This window comes from Pectinatus brassicae, from assembly GCF_014201835.1.
Taxonomy (GTDB): domain Bacteria; phylum Bacillota; class Negativicutes; order Selenomonadales; family Selenomonadaceae; genus Pectinatus; species Pectinatus brassicae.
The window spans coordinates 1-16,259 of record NZ_JACHFH010000026.1 but is presented as its reverse complement, the minus strand read 5'-3'; the positions used below and the strand labels follow the sequence as shown (position 1 = coordinate 16,259).

At 35.7% G+C, this 16,259-nt stretch carries 10 protein-coding genes and 1 pseudogene; 10 read left to right on the top strand and 1 reads right to left on the bottom strand.

The annotated features are described in order from the left end of the window. The first annotated feature begins 479 nt into the window (after positions 1 to 479). A complete protein-coding gene (locus tag HNR32_RS09890) occupies positions 480 to 3,344 on the top strand; it encodes an FAD-binding and (Fe-S)-binding domain-containing protein (protein ID WP_183862184.1) in 2,865 nt (954 codons plus the stop codon). Positions 3,345 to 3,385: 41 nt separating this feature from the next. On the opposite strand, the gene HNR32_RS09885 is transcribed toward HNR32_RS09890, so the two are convergent. Beyond that, complete coding sequence (locus tag HNR32_RS09885) at positions 3,386 to 4,399, bottom strand: tyrosine-type recombinase/integrase (RefSeq protein ID WP_183862182.1); 1,014 nt, start codon at positions 4,397 to 4,399, stop codon at positions 3,386 to 3,388. Between the two features lie 515 nt (positions 4,400 to 4,914). Here HNR32_RS09885 and HNR32_RS09880 point away from each other — a divergent pair. The 9 genes and pseudogenes from HNR32_RS09880 to HNR32_RS09840 all read left to right on the top strand — a co-directional run bounded on the left by HNR32_RS09880 (position 4,915) and on the right by HNR32_RS09840 (position 16,142). Further along, positions 4,915 to 7,521, top strand: a complete 2,607-nt coding sequence (locus tag HNR32_RS09880) for a 3'-5' exonuclease (protein WP_183862180.1) — start codon at positions 4,915 to 4,917, stop codon at positions 7,519 to 7,521. Positions 7,522 to 7,745: 224 nt separating this feature from the next. After that, positions 7,746 to 8,702 (top strand): iron-containing alcohol dehydrogenase, encoded by a 957-nt coding sequence (locus HNR32_RS09875; RefSeq protein ID WP_183862179.1) that lies wholly within the window; start codon positions 7,746 to 7,748, stop codon positions 8,700 to 8,702. Positions 8,703 to 9,275: 573 nt separating this feature from the next. Then, the gene (gene tnpB / locus HNR32_RS09870) at positions 9,276 to 10,385 is read left to right on the top strand and encodes an IS200/IS605 family element RNA-guided endonuclease TnpB (RefSeq protein ID WP_183862176.1); all 1,110 of its coding nucleotides are present in this window, start codon (positions 9,276 to 9,278) and stop codon (positions 10,383 to 10,385) included. A gap of 155 nt (positions 10,386 to 10,540) precedes the next feature. Then, entirely contained in the window at positions 10,541 to 10,726 is a 186-nt protein-coding gene (locus HNR32_RS09865) for an iron-containing alcohol dehydrogenase (protein WP_183862174.1), read from the top strand. Next, on the top strand, positions 10,710 to 12,569 hold the full coding sequence (locus HNR32_RS09860; RefSeq protein ID WP_183862172.1) for a putative bifunctional diguanylate cyclase/phosphodiesterase: 1,860 nt from the start codon (positions 10,710 to 10,712) through the stop codon (positions 12,567 to 12,569). The genes HNR32_RS09865 and HNR32_RS09860 overlap by 17 nt, the downstream gene beginning before the upstream one ends. Positions 12,570 to 12,877: 308 nt before the next feature. Then, positions 12,878 to 13,240 carry a P-II family nitrogen regulator gene (locus tag HNR32_RS09855; RefSeq protein ID WP_183862170.1) on the top strand — a complete coding sequence of 121 codons (363 nt, stop codon included), beginning with the start codon at positions 12,878 to 12,880 and terminating at the stop codon, positions 13,238 to 13,240. 32 nt (positions 13,241 to 13,272) lie between these two features. Then, positions 13,273 to 14,595: an ammonium transporter gene (locus HNR32_RS09850; RefSeq protein ID WP_183862168.1), complete on the top strand. Its 1,323-nt coding sequence runs from the start codon at positions 13,273 to 13,275 to the stop codon at positions 14,593 to 14,595. A 121-nt stretch (positions 14,596 to 14,716) separates the two neighbouring features. Next, positions 14,717 to 15,379: a cobalamin B12-binding domain-containing protein gene (locus HNR32_RS09845; protein ID WP_183862166.1), complete on the top strand. Its 663-nt coding sequence runs from the start codon at positions 14,717 to 14,719 to the stop codon at positions 15,377 to 15,379. 34 nt (positions 15,380 to 15,413) lie between these two features. Continuing rightward, positions 15,414 to 16,142, top strand: a pseudogene (locus HNR32_RS09840) (monomethylamine:corrinoid methyltransferase). Positions 16,143 to 16,259 lie beyond the last annotated feature (117 nt).

The following is a 16,259-nucleotide window of genomic DNA, read 5'->3' as shown; positions in this document are numbered from 1 at the left end:
TAACTTCTGCTGATAAGAGCAGGAGCTTTTTTTTACAAAGAATCAAATTGTAGCAATTGAATCGGAAAAATCAAATAAATTCAAGTGAAATTTACCTTTCTCGACGATAATTACAGGAAAAGTGCCTAAATACAATATAAAAAATAAGTTGAAAAATATGGCAATTTATTGAAAAAACTATTTTAGTATAAAATATAAAAGATACTATAATATTTTTATGTTTTACAATTACTTGATAAATACTTTGTTTTATTGCAGTGTAGAAGTAAAAAAAATAAAGGGTGATAATTGAATTATTTTTCAAGTCAATTTTGTTGAACGATACCATATATTGACTATTCACAGAATAAATTTATAGTATGAGTATAGAGAAGTTTTTCTATGGACTTATAGTATTCATATTGCAGATTAGATAATTTATCGAATTTTTCAGAAGATAAATGGTTTAATATTATAAATAAAGGTGAAGGTGATATTATATGACAGCAGCAAAAAATATAATCAAGGATATTAATAGTTTACCAACACAGTATCAGGAGTTTTATCATAGTATCGCTCAAGTTATCCCGAAGGAAAGAATAGTTGTAGATCCAGTACTTACTTATGCATATGGTGTCGATGCAAGCTTATATCGTATGACCCCCAAGATAGTAGTTAAGACTAGAAACATTGAAGAAGTAATAGAATTAATTAATGAAGCAAGAAAGAAAAAAATAGCACTTAATTTTCGTGGTGCAGGTACCAGCCTGTGTGGACAGTCACTGACGGATTCGGTGCTTGTTGTTATGACAGAAGGCTGGCAGAATCATTTAGTTACTGATAATGGCAATAAAATTACTCTGCAGGCTGGAGTATTAGGATCACTAGCTAATCTATATTTAAAGCCGTATGCGCGAAAAATCGGTCCGGATCCCGCGTCAACCAGTCATGCGGTAGTTGCAGGGATTGCATCTAATAATGCCAGTGGTATGTGCTGTGGCGTAGCAGATAACAGCTATCATACATTGGTGGATATGAAACTTGTTTTTATGGACGGATCGGTTCTTGATACAGCAGATAAAGATTCCTGCCAAAATTGGAAACAAACGCATAAAGAATTGATTGAAGAATTAGAAAATATTCGCAATGAAATAAAAAAGGATAGTGAATTGGGACAGTTAATAGCCCATAAATTTAAAATTAAAAACACTACAGGCTATGCTCTAAATTCATTTGTCGATTATAATGATCCAATAGATATCCTTAAACATTTGATTATTGGCTCGGAAGGTACCTTGGCAGTTATTACTGAAATTACGTATAAAACAGTAATCGACCATAAATATAAGGCTTCAGCCCTGATGATATTTCCTGATATAAAAACAGCCTGCCTGGCTGTTATGAAATTATCCAGACCATTGGTTTTTGCGGCTGAACTTTTAGACAGAGTTTCATTAAAATCAGTAGAAGAGAAGGAAGGCATACCTTCTTATATAAAAGATTTGCCGGATAAGGCAACGGCATTATTAGTAGAAATACGTACCAGTGAAGAAAAAGCATTATATCAGCAGATCGATGCGGTCAAAGATGTGCTGAAAGATATGCATACTTTGCGGCCCATAGAATTTACAGCCGTTCCTAAAGAATATGAAGTGTTTTGGAAAATTCGTTCAGGAATATTTCCAGCTGTTGGTGGGATGAGGGAAGTAGGAACAACTGTAATTATAGAAGATGTAGCTTTTCCTAAAGCTAAATTAGCAGATGCTGTAACAACACTGCGCAAATGTATGGATGACAATGGTTATAGTGATGGTATCATCTATGGACATGCGCTGGATGGCAGTGTGCATTTTGTCTTTACTCAGGCATTTAAAACAGAAAAAGACAGACTGCAGTATAAAAAATTTATTGAAGATATCTGTGAATTCGTTGTTAAACAATATGACGGGTCACTAAAAGCAGAGCATGGCACGGGCAGAAATATGGCTCCATTTGTAAAATTTGAATGGGGTGAAAAAGCTTATAAAATTATGCAGCGTATAAAAAAAGCCTTTGATCCGGAGAGAATGTTAAATCCTGATGTAATCATAACTGATAATTATGAACTCTTTGTAGAAAACATTAAAGCTATGCCTAAGGCAAATGATATTATTGATAAATGCATTGAATGTGGCTACTGTGAAGCGCATTGCCCGTCACATAATCTTACTCTCAGCCCACGGCAAAGAACGGCAACACAACGCGAAATAGCACGGTTGGAACTTACCGGTGAAAATAATGCGCTGATGGAACGATTTAAGGATGAATTTAATTATCTGGGAGAACAAACTTGTGCCGTTGATGGTTTATGTCAGCTGGAATGCCCTCTTTCGATTAACACTGGTGATTTTACCAAATATGAACGCTCTCTTCATCACCAAACGGAACAATCGCAGCATGCTGCTAAATTTATTGATGAACATTTTGCCGGAGTCAGCAGTGTGATGAAACTTGGACTTACCGGTGCCAATGTGGCGCATTCAGTAATAGGGACAGCGGCGATGAACTATATATCGAAAAAACTGCATAAGTCCAGTGAGGGGAAAATACCACAATGGACAGAGTGGATGCCTAAAAGCGGACATACACCAAGTAATGTGCTTACGGCAGCCGATGCGGATAAGCCGAAAATAATTTATTATCCGAGCTGTGTAACGCGTATGATGGGGCCGGCTAAAAAAGATTATGACCAAAGACAGCTTAATGATGTAATGCTTTCCTTGCTCAAAAAAGCGGGTTACGCAGTAATAATACCGGAAAATCTTGATAAATACTGCTGTGGGATGCCCTTTGAAAGTGAAGGATATTTTGCCATAGCGGACAGTATGAGTGCCAATTTGGAAAAAATGTTGTTGGAAGTTACTGAAAATGGAAAATATCCAGTGCTATGTGATACGAGCCCATGTGTTTACCGCATGAAGAAAGTAATGACAAAAAAATTAAAAATATATGATACTGTAGAATTTATTTATGATTGTCTGCTCGATAAACTGCATTTGGAAAAAACTGATGAAACTGTAATGCTCCATATAACATGCAGCTCTAGAAAAATGGGTGATGCTGAAAAATTTAAAGCAATAGCAGAAGCTTGTGCACGAAAAGTAGTTGTACCAGAAAAGGTTCATTGCTGTGGTTTTTCTGGTGATAAGGGCTTTACTAATCCAGAATTAAATCAATCAGCATTGGAACATCTTAATGAAGCAATTCCAACTGATTGCACACATGGCTATTCTAACAGCCGTACCTGCGAAGTCGGACTATCCGCCAAAAGTGGCATATGCTACCAGTCTATAGCATATTTAGTCGATGAATGTGCTCATAATTAATGAAAATAACCATCCAGCTTTTTGTTGGATGGTTATTTTTATTAATCCATTTTCACTGGGCGGCTTTTGGCATAATGCTGTAAAAATACTTTTTGTCGTTTGGCGTATTTACTGGAACTTTTCAGATCGCGATGACGCATTGTTTCCTGAACTAATTGCAAGTCTTTGGTTTTATTATATATCAACGAACCGCAGGTATGGCGCAATAAGTGACAGGAATAATTTTTTTTGTTATCTGTGCGAATATGAGCTTTTTTTAATAAAGCATTAATGGCCTTTCGAATGGACTGACGTGATATACGGGAAAATTGGTTATTATGGCTTACAATAGTAAATACAGGAGTGCCACTTTTATCACGGGGGATAGGTCCCTGCTTTATTTGTAAATATTGTTGTAATAAAGATAGGACTTCATCGTGTGGATAAATAAAATCGCTGTGTTTTTGACCACGGATAAAAATAGTTTTTGTTTCCCAGCCAATATCTTCCACATTCATACCATGAATTTCAACTGTACGCAGTCCTTCTAAGCCCATAAAAGCTATAATCAGGCGGTCACGCAGCATTTCTTCAATATAATTGCCATTGCTGTCTTTTATAATGAGCATATTAATTAATTCCAACAGACTTGCTTCAGTCAAATATTTATCAGTAACAGGTTTATCACTAGCTGTTTTTAAAGCAAATATATCATCAGCCGGATTAGAAGATATCAAGGCTAACTGTTGAGCAGCCTGATAAAATTTTCTTATGGCAGTCAGTTTAAAGGAAATGGTAGCTTCTTTAAGGTTTTTATTATAAAGATAATCACGGTAAGTGGTAATATGATGTTTTTTGCATTGCAACGGCTCAACTTTATTATTTTTTTGTGACCAGCGCAGAAAATTATCGATTTGCGAAAAATACATTGTTTTTGTATCCTCTGATGGATGGCCATGCGCAATTATGCGCACAAGAAAATTTTTGTAAGTTTTTACAAAGGATGTAGTATCAATAAAGTCCCTTTCGGGAAATAAGGTAATAGCAAAATGATTGGAGATGTTTTTTTTCGGCATAAGCAATTCTCCTTATATAGATTACTATATGTTATTCGCTATAATGTATTACTTTCCTTTTTTCAGTAACTATAATTCTTAAAATGTTTATAAAACAAACTACAGCAATTTATTAACATTCTCATAAAATAATACTTATATTCTACAAATGTAAACTAATAAGCCAGCACAATTTCCCGTAATTATCGCATAATCCTTTATATATCCTGTAAATTCAGCTTTTTTCAACAATTATATTGTGTTATACTAATTTTAGGTGTTACCAAACGGTAGGTGGATAATATTGCTCCAGAAATGGGGTGATATCCCATGAATAAAACGAATATAACTTTGTTATTTTTAATTATTCTTGTGGTACTTTTATGAAAAAAGTAAGCCGCCCTCGTCTGCAAAACTAGGCAGCTTACTTTATGCTTAATCGTTTTGAAGCTGACCGTTTACCGGTAGCACCTTTTATGTTTTTAGTATAGCATACGATATTTTTTTATCAATAATATTATACGATAGGATAAATCATGGAAAATACTATATTTAATAATTTAAATAAAAAACAATTGCAGATAGTAAATGAAGCAGATAATAATATTTTGCTTAGTGCTTCGGCCGGCACTGGTAAAACAAATACTTTATTATGTCGAATAATAAAAATTATACAAGATAAGCGGGCACTGCCTGAAGAAATACTTTGTCTTACTTTTACTAATAAGGCCTGCAAGGAGATAAAGGAAAGAGCCGTTGCCATGCTTGGAGATGATGGCAGCAATATTCCTATTAAGACCTTTCATGCGTTTTGCTATGATATTGTTAAGGCCGAAGTTAAGAAACATTCTGATTTATTTACTGATTTTATAATTTTTGACGAAGATGACTGCATAGATATAGTTCGTGATCTTAATAAGTATAATTTTATGCTTAAATCGCTGCAGAATTTTATTAATTTGGCTAAAGAATACCGAGCTGTTTATGATATTTATTCGGAAGATATATTAGATGATTATAAAAAAGTTATTTATCGTTTATATATAGAAGAAAATAAACGAATTGACAAAATCTGTGTTAATGCCCATTATTTCACTGATAATAAAATGAAGGCATGGCTTAAAGCTGAAGGTGCTGAATTTGTTTGTGACTATAACAGTCAGTTACAAAAAATGCATGGTCTTGATTTTACGGATTTAATCAGTACTGCCTATCAGTTTTTTCGCAACAGCGAAATATTAAATATTTGGCAAAAAAAATATAAGTATCTAAATATTGACGAGATGCAGGATACCAGCGAATTGGAGTATAAAATCATATCTCAATTATTTGCTAATAATAATATTTTATTATGTGGTGATTATTTTCAAACTATTTATGAATGGCGTGGCTCTAATCCTACAACTATTTTAGATAAGTATGTGCAGGATTATAAGCCGCAAATAGTTGTTTTTGATGAAAATTATCGGGCAACAAAATTATTATTGGAGGCGTCATATGGATGCTTAAATAATCTATTTGGAGAAAAAGTTCATGATGTTTATAAATATAAGATTAAGGCAGCTAGTGAGCAAAATGGTACTAAAATCATATTGCATGAAAGCAAAGCAGCCATGCAGGAGGCCCAATGGCTATATAACCAGATAAAGAAACTTAATCTTGCGGATATATCGAGAATAGGTATTTTGACACGCAGCAACAAATACAATCAAAGATTAAGTGAAAACTTTCATCTTATAAACAGTGATTTACCAGAGGATGAAAAGCTTAATTTCATTTTAGTTGATGAATTTAAATTTTTTCGTCGTCAGGAAATAAAAGATGTAATTGCTTTTTTACGCCTGCTGCTAAATAAATATGATGCAGCTAGTTTTAAACGTGTATTGCAAAAATTTGCTGCGGGGATTGGAACAAGAACAATCGAGACTATTGAGTCAGATGAATATAGAAAAGTTGGGATAAGTTTAACGGACTTTATTGACAATAAAATCTATGAAGAGGCGATAGATCCTTTTGCGGTGTTGACACAGGCACTTGATAAGGAAAATATAATAGTATTTGATGTGGAAAGTACGGGGACTGATACCAGTCGTGATGAGATAATCCAGATTGCAGCTATAAAAATAGATAGAAGCGGTAAAGTAAAAGATAAATTTGTTCGAATATTGCAGTCTGACAAGCTTGTAGGCAGTTCTTACGAGGTACATGGTTTTTCTGATGAATATTTACGCGAACATGGCGAAAATCCTGAAATTGTTTTGCAGGAATTTGTGGAATATTCACGTGATGCGGTAATTGTTGGTCATAATGTCGGCTATGATATAAGTATTTTGAGCAGTCAGTTAAATCGTTTAAAACTTAAAAAAATAGCATTTTTAACTTTTTATGATACACTTGACATCTTCAGACGTTTTTATCCTAATTTACTTAATCATAAATTAGGCTATTTAAGTGATTATTTTGCTATTGAAGATAAACCTACCCACAACGCGTTAGATGATGTACTGGCGACAGCAGCACTACTGATTTATGCTATTGACATCAATATAAAACCAACTGCGGAGAAAAGAATAGAATATATTGCCCGCTATATTGATCAATTTAGATGGATTGCTGTGCAAATGCAGGAATTAGCTGCAAACAGCCATATCGTCCGTCCTTACGACCTTATTGCTAAAATTATGAATGTGACTCGAATAAAGGAATATTATCGAAAGCAGCCTGAGCGTATTGAGCGCATACGTGAATTGTATCTTATAGCAAAAGATATTGATGACAATAAAATGAATTCGCGTGATGCCTTGGAAAATTTATTGAAATTAACGGCTTTATCTAATAGTGAGATGGATAGAATAATCTTAAAAAGACCACGTATTCCGATAATAACAATTCATCAGTCCAAGGGTACTGAATTTGATTATGTGTTTTTAGCGGGAATGCAGGATGGGATATTTCCAGCATATTTAGCAATAAAAGAAGGCAATATCGAAGAAGAAAAACGCTTGTTTTATGTGGCGATAACACGCGCAAAAAAACAATTGTTTATAAGCTGGAGTAAGATAAGTGAGCATAATCGCTTAAATAAGATAAGTCGGTTTATAAAAGCAATTCCTGCAGAATTTGTTGTTGAAGATAACAAATAGTTATTAATATAAAATATATCGAAAAACTAAATATGTTTTACACTAAACTAGGCAGTTCGCTGATTAAATTAGCAGCAAACTGTTTTTAGTGTTATGGTGGGTTTCTTTGTTAAAACTGGCAGGGAAATCATCTATGAACACGAATTAATAATTAAATATAATATTAGCAAAATATAAGTTGTTCCTTAATATAAATTGGATAGATTAAGGGGGCAGGGATTATCGTGAACAAGAATCATACATATTTTTTTGAGCTGCGCAAATTTGTGGCACCAGAATTTGTATTCGGTCTTAATTCAAGGCATCTTGTTGGGCGTTATGCAGCTAATTTTGGTGCACATAAAGTATTGTTAGTCAGTGATAAAAGTCTTGACGATGAAACAAATTGGGTTAGGGATGTTGAACAATCTTTGACAAAGGCGGGCATTTCATATGTAAAGTTTTTGCGCATCACGCCAAATCCCCGTTCAGAAGAGGTTATGGAAGGTGCCAGATTATTTGCAGATGAACAATGTAATGGCCTTATAGCCCTTGGTGGCGGCAGTGTTATGGATTGTGCCAAGGGTATTGGTATTGTATCGGCTAATGGTTCTAATATTCTTGACTTTGAAGGTGTTGATAAAATTCCCCATGCGATGCCACTGCTTATTTGTTTGCCCACGACCAGCGGCAGTGCTTCAGAAGTATCGCAATTTTCGATAATTTTAGATGAAAAACGCAAGTGCAAAATTGCTATTGTTAGTAAAGCAGTTGTTCCTGATGTGGCTTTACTTGATCCTGAGGTGACAGTGACAATGAACCCCTATTTAACAGCTTGCTGTGGCATGGATACACTAACGCATGCGATTGAAGCATATGTATCAAATGCCAGTTCGCCGATTACTGATTTGCATGCTTTAGAAGCAATCAAACTTGTCTGGGAAGCTTTGCCGGAAGTTATAAAAAAACCAGATGATGTGGGCTGGCGTGCGCAAATGATGTTGGCAAGTTTACAGGCGGGACTCGCTTTTTCTAATGCTATTCTTGGAGCTGCACATGCAATGGCACATAGTTTAGGTGGTTTTCTTGATTTAGCCCATGGAGAGTGTAATGCAATTTTACTGGGGCCGGTTATACAATATAATTATTCTGCTTGTCCGGAAAAATTTCAGGCTATTGGAAAAATGATGGGAATTGATTAAATGGGAGCCGCACACTCGTGACTTTAGTCGTGAGTTAGGCGACCAAAGTAGTTAGTATGTATAGAAATATGCATATAGAGATTGGCAAAAGACCAATCCAATACTGCTTGAAATGCTGGAAACTCCTAAAGACAGTATAGCCACAACGCAAAGATGAAATAAACTCAAACGTGACGGTGACGAAAGTAGAAAAAATATACTGTATGGTGCATGGTTAAACCCTAAACACTAAAGAAATGGACAATCAGCAGGAAAGCTCCGAACAGGAGAATCCCCAACGACTATTCCTCTTGAGGGAAGTACGGTCAAGCGACCGGAAGTGGGCAGACCTTAACGGATAATGCCGAAGGATAAGATATAGTCTGTGCTTTATGGAAACATAAAGGAGTTCATAAGAGAACCGCATGGGAAGTAGCGAACCTGTGTGAACGACACCTCCCCAATACGACTAAAAAAGAACTTACGATTCTTATATATGTTACTATGAAAAACTTGCTTTTCTAAAGCCTGCATGTTATTTTTAAGGTAATCAGGTGATAATCTTGTAAAGATGCAAAGAAAAGTGAGTATGTTATGGAAAAAGCCTTCAAATTTAGGATATACCCCAACAAAATACAGGAAATACTGATACAAAAAACATTTGGCTGTGTAAGATATGTCTTTAACCACTATCTCGCTATGCGAATTAAAGCATATCAAGATGATAAAACAACACTTACATTTTCCAAGTGTTCAAGAAATTTAACGCAGTTAAAAAAAGAGAACATCTGGCTGAGAGAGCCGGATAAATGTTCCCTACAAAACTCGTTAAAAGACCTCGATATGGCCTATCAGAATTTCTTTAAACGTAAAAATGTTGGTTTTCCTAAATTCAAGTCAAAAAAGAACAGGCATAAATCCTACAAGACAAACTTTACCAATGGCAACATTGAATTTTTGGGAACAAAGATAAAACTTCCCAAGCTGGGTAAAGTAAAAATAAGAGACAAACAAATACCACAGGGCAGAATCTTAAACGCTGTAATATCACAAACGCCTGATGGTAAATACTTTGTATCTCTATGCTGCACCGAAGTAGAAAAACCTGTTTTTAAGCGAACTGACAACTATGTCGGTATCGACCTTGGCTTAAAAGAATTTGCAATTACCTCCGATGGCGACAAACATCCCCATCATAAATACCTCAAACAGTCACTGGAAAAACTTGCCAAACTGCAAAGACGCTTGTCCCGAAAAACAAAGGGCAGCGCAAACAGAAATAAAGCAAGAATCAAAGTGGCTCACTTACAGGCACGTATTGCAAATCAGCGAAAAGATATGCTGCATAAACTCTCGCTCAAACTTATAGAAAACTACGATGTTATCTGCTTAGAAGAATTACAAGTAAATAACATGCTGAAAAACCACAAACTTGCCCAAAGCATTATAGATGCCAGCTGGTCAGAATTTACTCGCCAGCTAAAATATAAAGCTCAGTGGTATGGCAAAGAAATAATGCAAATAGATAAATTCTATCCATCAAGTCAGCTTTGTCATAATTGTGGTTATCAAAATAAAGAAATAAAAGACCTTACTATAAGACAATGGGAATGTCCTGAATGTAAATCACATCATGACAGAGACATAAATGCCGCTATAAACATTCGCAATGAAGGATTAAGAATTTTAAACACAGCAGTGTAATAACATATATAAGAACCGTAGGAACTACGGGGATAGCCTGTGGAGATAATGTAAGACGTGTTTTTTGCGCAACTATCTATGAAGCAGGAACCCCGCGACTTTAGCCGTGGGAGGTTCAGATTGAAAATACAGCCAAGGAATTAATAGGCAGTAAATTGTGTGAAGAAGTAGAGCGTTTTCGCCGCGGGATAGGGGTTGGTAATACTTTGCGAGATTTAGGCGTAAAATATGACGATTTGCCACAGCTTGTTGACTATGCTTTACGAGATGCTTGTATGTCAACAAATCCAAAACCGATGACAGTAAAGGATGTGACAGCTGTTTATGAGCAAGCTTTTTGATGATAAAGAAGGGTTTAATTTTGAGAGAGAATTATTGATTGGACTAGGGGAATCATCTGCTCGTAAAAGCTATTATCCAGAATTGCAGCAAAGAATTGCTGAGCTGGAAAAAACTCAGGCATCATTATTAGAAAGTGAAATGCGCTATCGAATTGCCATTGAAGTGTCTAGTGATGCAATTTGGGATTGGGATATTCATAAAGATATATGGTCTATTTCTACGGCTTGGGCTAAAAAGCTTGGTTTGGTTCCCAATACAACAGTAGATTTTGATCAACCGCTGGTCGTTATTGAAAGATTATCAGAAAAATGGAATTGTCGTATCCATCCAGAAGATTTTGTGCGAAGAGAAAAGAAACTACAGGAACATATGGAGGGGCAGAACAAGGAGGTTTATGTTATTGAATATCGCTGGCAGGTACCTTCAGGACGTTGGATTTGGCTTTTGGCCAGGGGAAAGGTTATTTTTGATACCAAAGGACTGCCATTGCGAATGATAGGTTCTTATTCTGATATAACAACACGCAAGCAGCAGGAAGAAAGAATACACCATATGGCATATCATGATTCACTGACCGATTTGCCCAATGCTGTAAAATTACAGGAAAGTCTTAAAGAATATTTAATAGGGAAAAGGGATGTATCGGGCGCACTGTTTTTATTAAATGTGGATAATTTTAAGGCTGTTAATGATACTTGGGGCTATGCCTGTGGGGATGCATTACTAGTAGGCATTGCCGAGCGATTAGTAGAAAACTTGGCTGAATTTGGTATGGTGGTACGTGTAGGCGGTGATGAATTTGCTTTTTTTCTAAGGAAGATAGAAGTACAGTCAATTGAAAAATGGGCACAAAAAATTTTGGGATTATTTAGTAAACCTATTTATGCTTGTAGAAACCAAATTATTGTATCAACCAGTGTGGGGATTGTTTGTTTAGCAAGTGCAGTATCTGGTGATACAGTCTTGGCAAATGCGTCTACAGCGCTTCATCATGCCAAAAAACAAGGTAAAAAGACATGGAAACTATTTGAAGAAGAGATGCAGCTTTCTATAATAAAGCGTTTACGCCTGGAAAATGAATTGCAGCAAGCATTAGTGCTTGATCAGCTTGTGGCTTTTTATCAGCCGCAGGTCCACATCCTTTCAGGAGTTATTACAGGCTTTGAAGCGTTAGTTCGATGGGAGCATCCTAGCAAGGGCCTGATGCCGCCGTTTGATTTTATTCCATTGGCAGAGGAGACAGGATTAATTATACCGTTGGGTGAATTGATTATGCGTGCTGCCTGCCGTTTTGGCAATTCTTTAAAGAAGAAGGCTAAAACAAAGATACGTGTAGCAGTAAATATTTCAGCGCGTCAGCTTATGCAAGAAGATTTTTTACAAAGAGTGAAGAAGATTATGCGTGAAGAAAACTATTCACCGGATGCTCTGGAATTTGAGATTACTGAAAGTATTTTAATGGAATCATTAGAAGAGAATATAGAAAAAATTAAAGAACTTAGAAGTATGGGAATCCATATTTCATTAGACGATTTTGGCACAGGATATTCTTCGTTAAGATATTTGAGCAGCTTACCAATCGATATATTGAAAATAGATAAGTCATTTATTCAGGAAATTGATAATACTGCCAACGGGGCAGCTATTATTGGTACAATTATTCAATTAGCCCATCAAACGCATATTCAAGTTGTTGCTGAAGGTATTGAAAATAAAATACAGCTTGAAGCCATGCAGAAATTAAATTGTGATTATTTGCAGGGATATCTTATCAGTCGTCCGCAGCCAAGTACGAAAATTTTAGATTTTTATGAAAGCAGGCAGGGAAAATTTTCTTTTTAAACAGTAAAAAATTGGTTTAGCATATACTATATTGATACAGTGATATAGTATATGCTGATTTTTTTATTACAGACCTTTTTATTATGAAAAATAAATTTATCATGCAAATATTGCAATAATAAAAAGCTTATGCTATAATATGCAATAATAACAAAAAAAAAAATACCGTTATAAAGCAAAGAAGCTTATAGACTTTTCAGTAGAAGTCTGTAAGCTTCTTTGTTTTTTTATAAGGAGGTAGAGAATATTAAGCGTTGAAATTACTGGATAAAAACAGAGAGTCTTATTAAAAAAAGGAGAGGATTTTTATGGCAGAAAAATTATATAAAGTGGATATTATTACAAGACCGGAAAAATTAGAAGATTTTAAGGAAAAAATGAATGAAATCGGTGTCACTGGAATGACCGTAAGCAATGTTTATGGTTGTGGTTTGCAACAGGGGCATATTGAACGTTACCGCGGAAATATCGTAGATATTTCACTGCATCCAAAAATAAAAATAGAAATAGTTATTTATGAAACACCTGTTGAAGCACTTATAAAAGCAGCTAAGGAGATCCTTTATACCGGGAAAATAGGTGATGGCAAAATTTTTGTCTATGAAATAAATAATGCAGTTAAGATACGTACAGGAGAAGAAGGCGGCGCAGCAATAGTTGATAATAAATAAAATATTATGAGTAATATGGAGGAAATGAAATTATGTTTAAAAAATTTGGGAATATATTATTATTATCAGCAATAATTATGTTGATGCCAACTATTGCAATGGCAGCTGGAGAACAGCCGGCATCTACAATAAATTATGCTGATGTAGGTTATGTAGCATTTGCCGCTTTGATGGTCTTTTTTATGACACCTGCATTGGGATTTTTTTATGGCGGTATGGTAAGAAAAAAGAATCTGTTAAATACAATTATGATGTCATTTATCGCTACGGGTCTTATTGCTGTTCAATGGGTTTTATGGGGATATTCGTTATCCTTTGGTCCGGATATCAGCGGGATTATAGGTAATTTACAATGGGCTGGTTTTAATGGTGTTGGTTTAACACCGTTTGCCGATTATACGCCAACTATCCCACATATGGAATTTGCATTATTTCAAATGATGTTTGCGGTGATCACACCAGCAATTATAAGTGGTTCGATTGCTGAACGCATGAATTTTTCAGCATATGCAATTTTTATTGTTTTGTGGGCGACATTTGTTTATGATCCGCTTTGTCATATGGTATGGGGGATTGGTGGTGTAATTAGAAATCTTGGAGCACTGGATTTTGCGGGAGGAACTGTTATACATATTTCTTCTGGTGTGTCAGGACTTGTAGCATCATATATTGTCGGAAAACGCTATGGCTTTGGACAAGCTTCCTTTGTCCCCAATAATTTACCATATGTTCTTTTAGGCGGAGCTGTATTATGGATTGGCTGGTTTGGTTTTAATTCTGGCTGTGCACTTGGGGCTAATGAATTGATGGTATTGGCGTTTACTAATACTGGTGTTGCTTCAGCAGCTGCGGTAGTAACATGGGCAATTATGGATAAAATTGTTTTTGGCAAGTGTACTTTAATGGGGGTTGTTACTTCAGCCTTAGCAGGATTGGTAGGTATTACACCAGCTGCTGGTTTTGTTGAAATATGGGCAGCACTTGCTATTGGGGTTATTGTAAGTATTGTATGTTTTATTTCTGTCACATATGTAAAAAAAGCTATGGGGTACGATGATTCTTTAGATGCATTTGGTGTCCATGGCGTAGGTGGGATTTGCGGAGCGATTCTTACTGGTGTATTTTCAACGACCGCAGTAAATGAGGCTGGTGCTAATGGCCTGTTATATGGCAATCCGCATCAGGTTTTGATTCAGATAATTGGTGTAGTTGTTTCCATATGTGTATCAGCAATTGTAACGACAATACTTTTGAAAGTGATTGGCATATTTATCAAATTGCGTGTATCAAAAAGTGTTGAAAAAGCAGGCTTGGATTATAGTCAACATGGTGAAAGTCCATATTGCCATTTATAATAAAAGTAAAAAAATATTTGATAATATCTTGAAATTAATATAATAGATGTTATAATGTAACTAAATCAAATAAGTTAATACCGTTATTTGATTTAGTTACAAAATTAGGAGGGAAGCGTACATGAGTTCAAAAGAAGAAGTATTAGAAAAATTAAAGAACTCAATAGCTGAATTAGATGAAGACTTGGGGGAAGAAGCTGCTAAAGAGGCTTTAGAACTTGGAATTAATCCGATTGAAGCTATTAATGAGGGCTTGGGTGCCGGGATGCAGGTACAAAGTGATTTGTTTGATGAAGGGGAAGCTTTTGTACCACAGCTGGTTGTGGCATCTGAAATTTTTGAAAATGCAGTAAGCATTATAACGAGCAAAATGTCAGCTGATGAAAAAAATGCAACCAGCTTGGGGAAAATATTGATTTTTACAGTAGAAAGCGATATTCATGATATCGGTAAAAATATCGTAAAAACTATGTTTTCAGCAAGCGGCTTTGAAGTAATCGACATTGGACGTGATGCTGCAACTACAGATGTAATTGCTAAAGCTAAAGAATATAATGTTGATATCATTGCTGGGGCAGCACTTATGACAACAACGATGCCTGCTCAAAGAGATATTATAAACATTTTGAAAGAACAAAATATTCGTGACCAATTCAAATGTATGTTTGGCGGTGCTCCAGTATCGCCTGAATGGGTAGAAAGCATTGGCGCTGATGCATATGCTGATAATGCAGCTGAAGCTGTTGAAAAAGCCAAAGCACTAGTTGCCAACTGCAAAAAATAAATTATAAAAATATTTATGGAAAGGGTGATATCTCATGGCAGTAGCAGCAAAGCCAGTAACTGTTTTTGATGTCTATGACAGAGCTAAGACCGGGCCTGAAGTAGACGAAAAACAATGGGATTTTAAAATGATTCCACGCACAGCGTCGGAATTGAAGAAAAAATATGATATCAAATTAGATAAAAATCAAATAATACCAACCGATATGGGTATGATGAAACGCTTGTTTAAAGCAGGCATGGAAATGTTGGTAACTTGTGGTATTTATTGCATAGACACAAAACGTGTCATAAAATATACCGAACAGGAAGTATTGGATGCATTAGCTAAAGCACCAAAGGAATTCCAGTTTGGTGAAGTTGGATTGCATGGCAGATTAGTTAAATGCAGAAAACATACCGATGCTTGTTCACCAATCATTCAAGGCGGTCCTACTGGTGCACCTTGTTCCGAAGAACATTTTTTAGCAATACATCAATCTTATGCAAAAGAACCAATCGTAGATACCATTGTTGATGGTGTATTACAAACAATAAAAGGAAAGGATCCAACACCTGGGACACCATGGGAAATCGAAGCTGTAAAATCAGAAGCGATTATGGTACGTGCGGCACAAGATAGAGCCGGCCGTTCAGGTATGGGCCTGTAGGGTAACGAAACATCCCTCTCAGCAGCTGGAGTAATCGCAGCAGATTTTCCAGGTGGCATGAGAAAAACCGATAGTCATGAAGTTTCCCAGTTAAATGAACTCAAAATTGATTAAATGGGAGCCGCACACTCGTGATTTAAGTCGTGAGTTAGGCGACCAAACTAGTCAGTATGTATAGAAATATGCATATAGAGATTGGCAAAAGACCAATCCAATACTGCTTGAAATGCT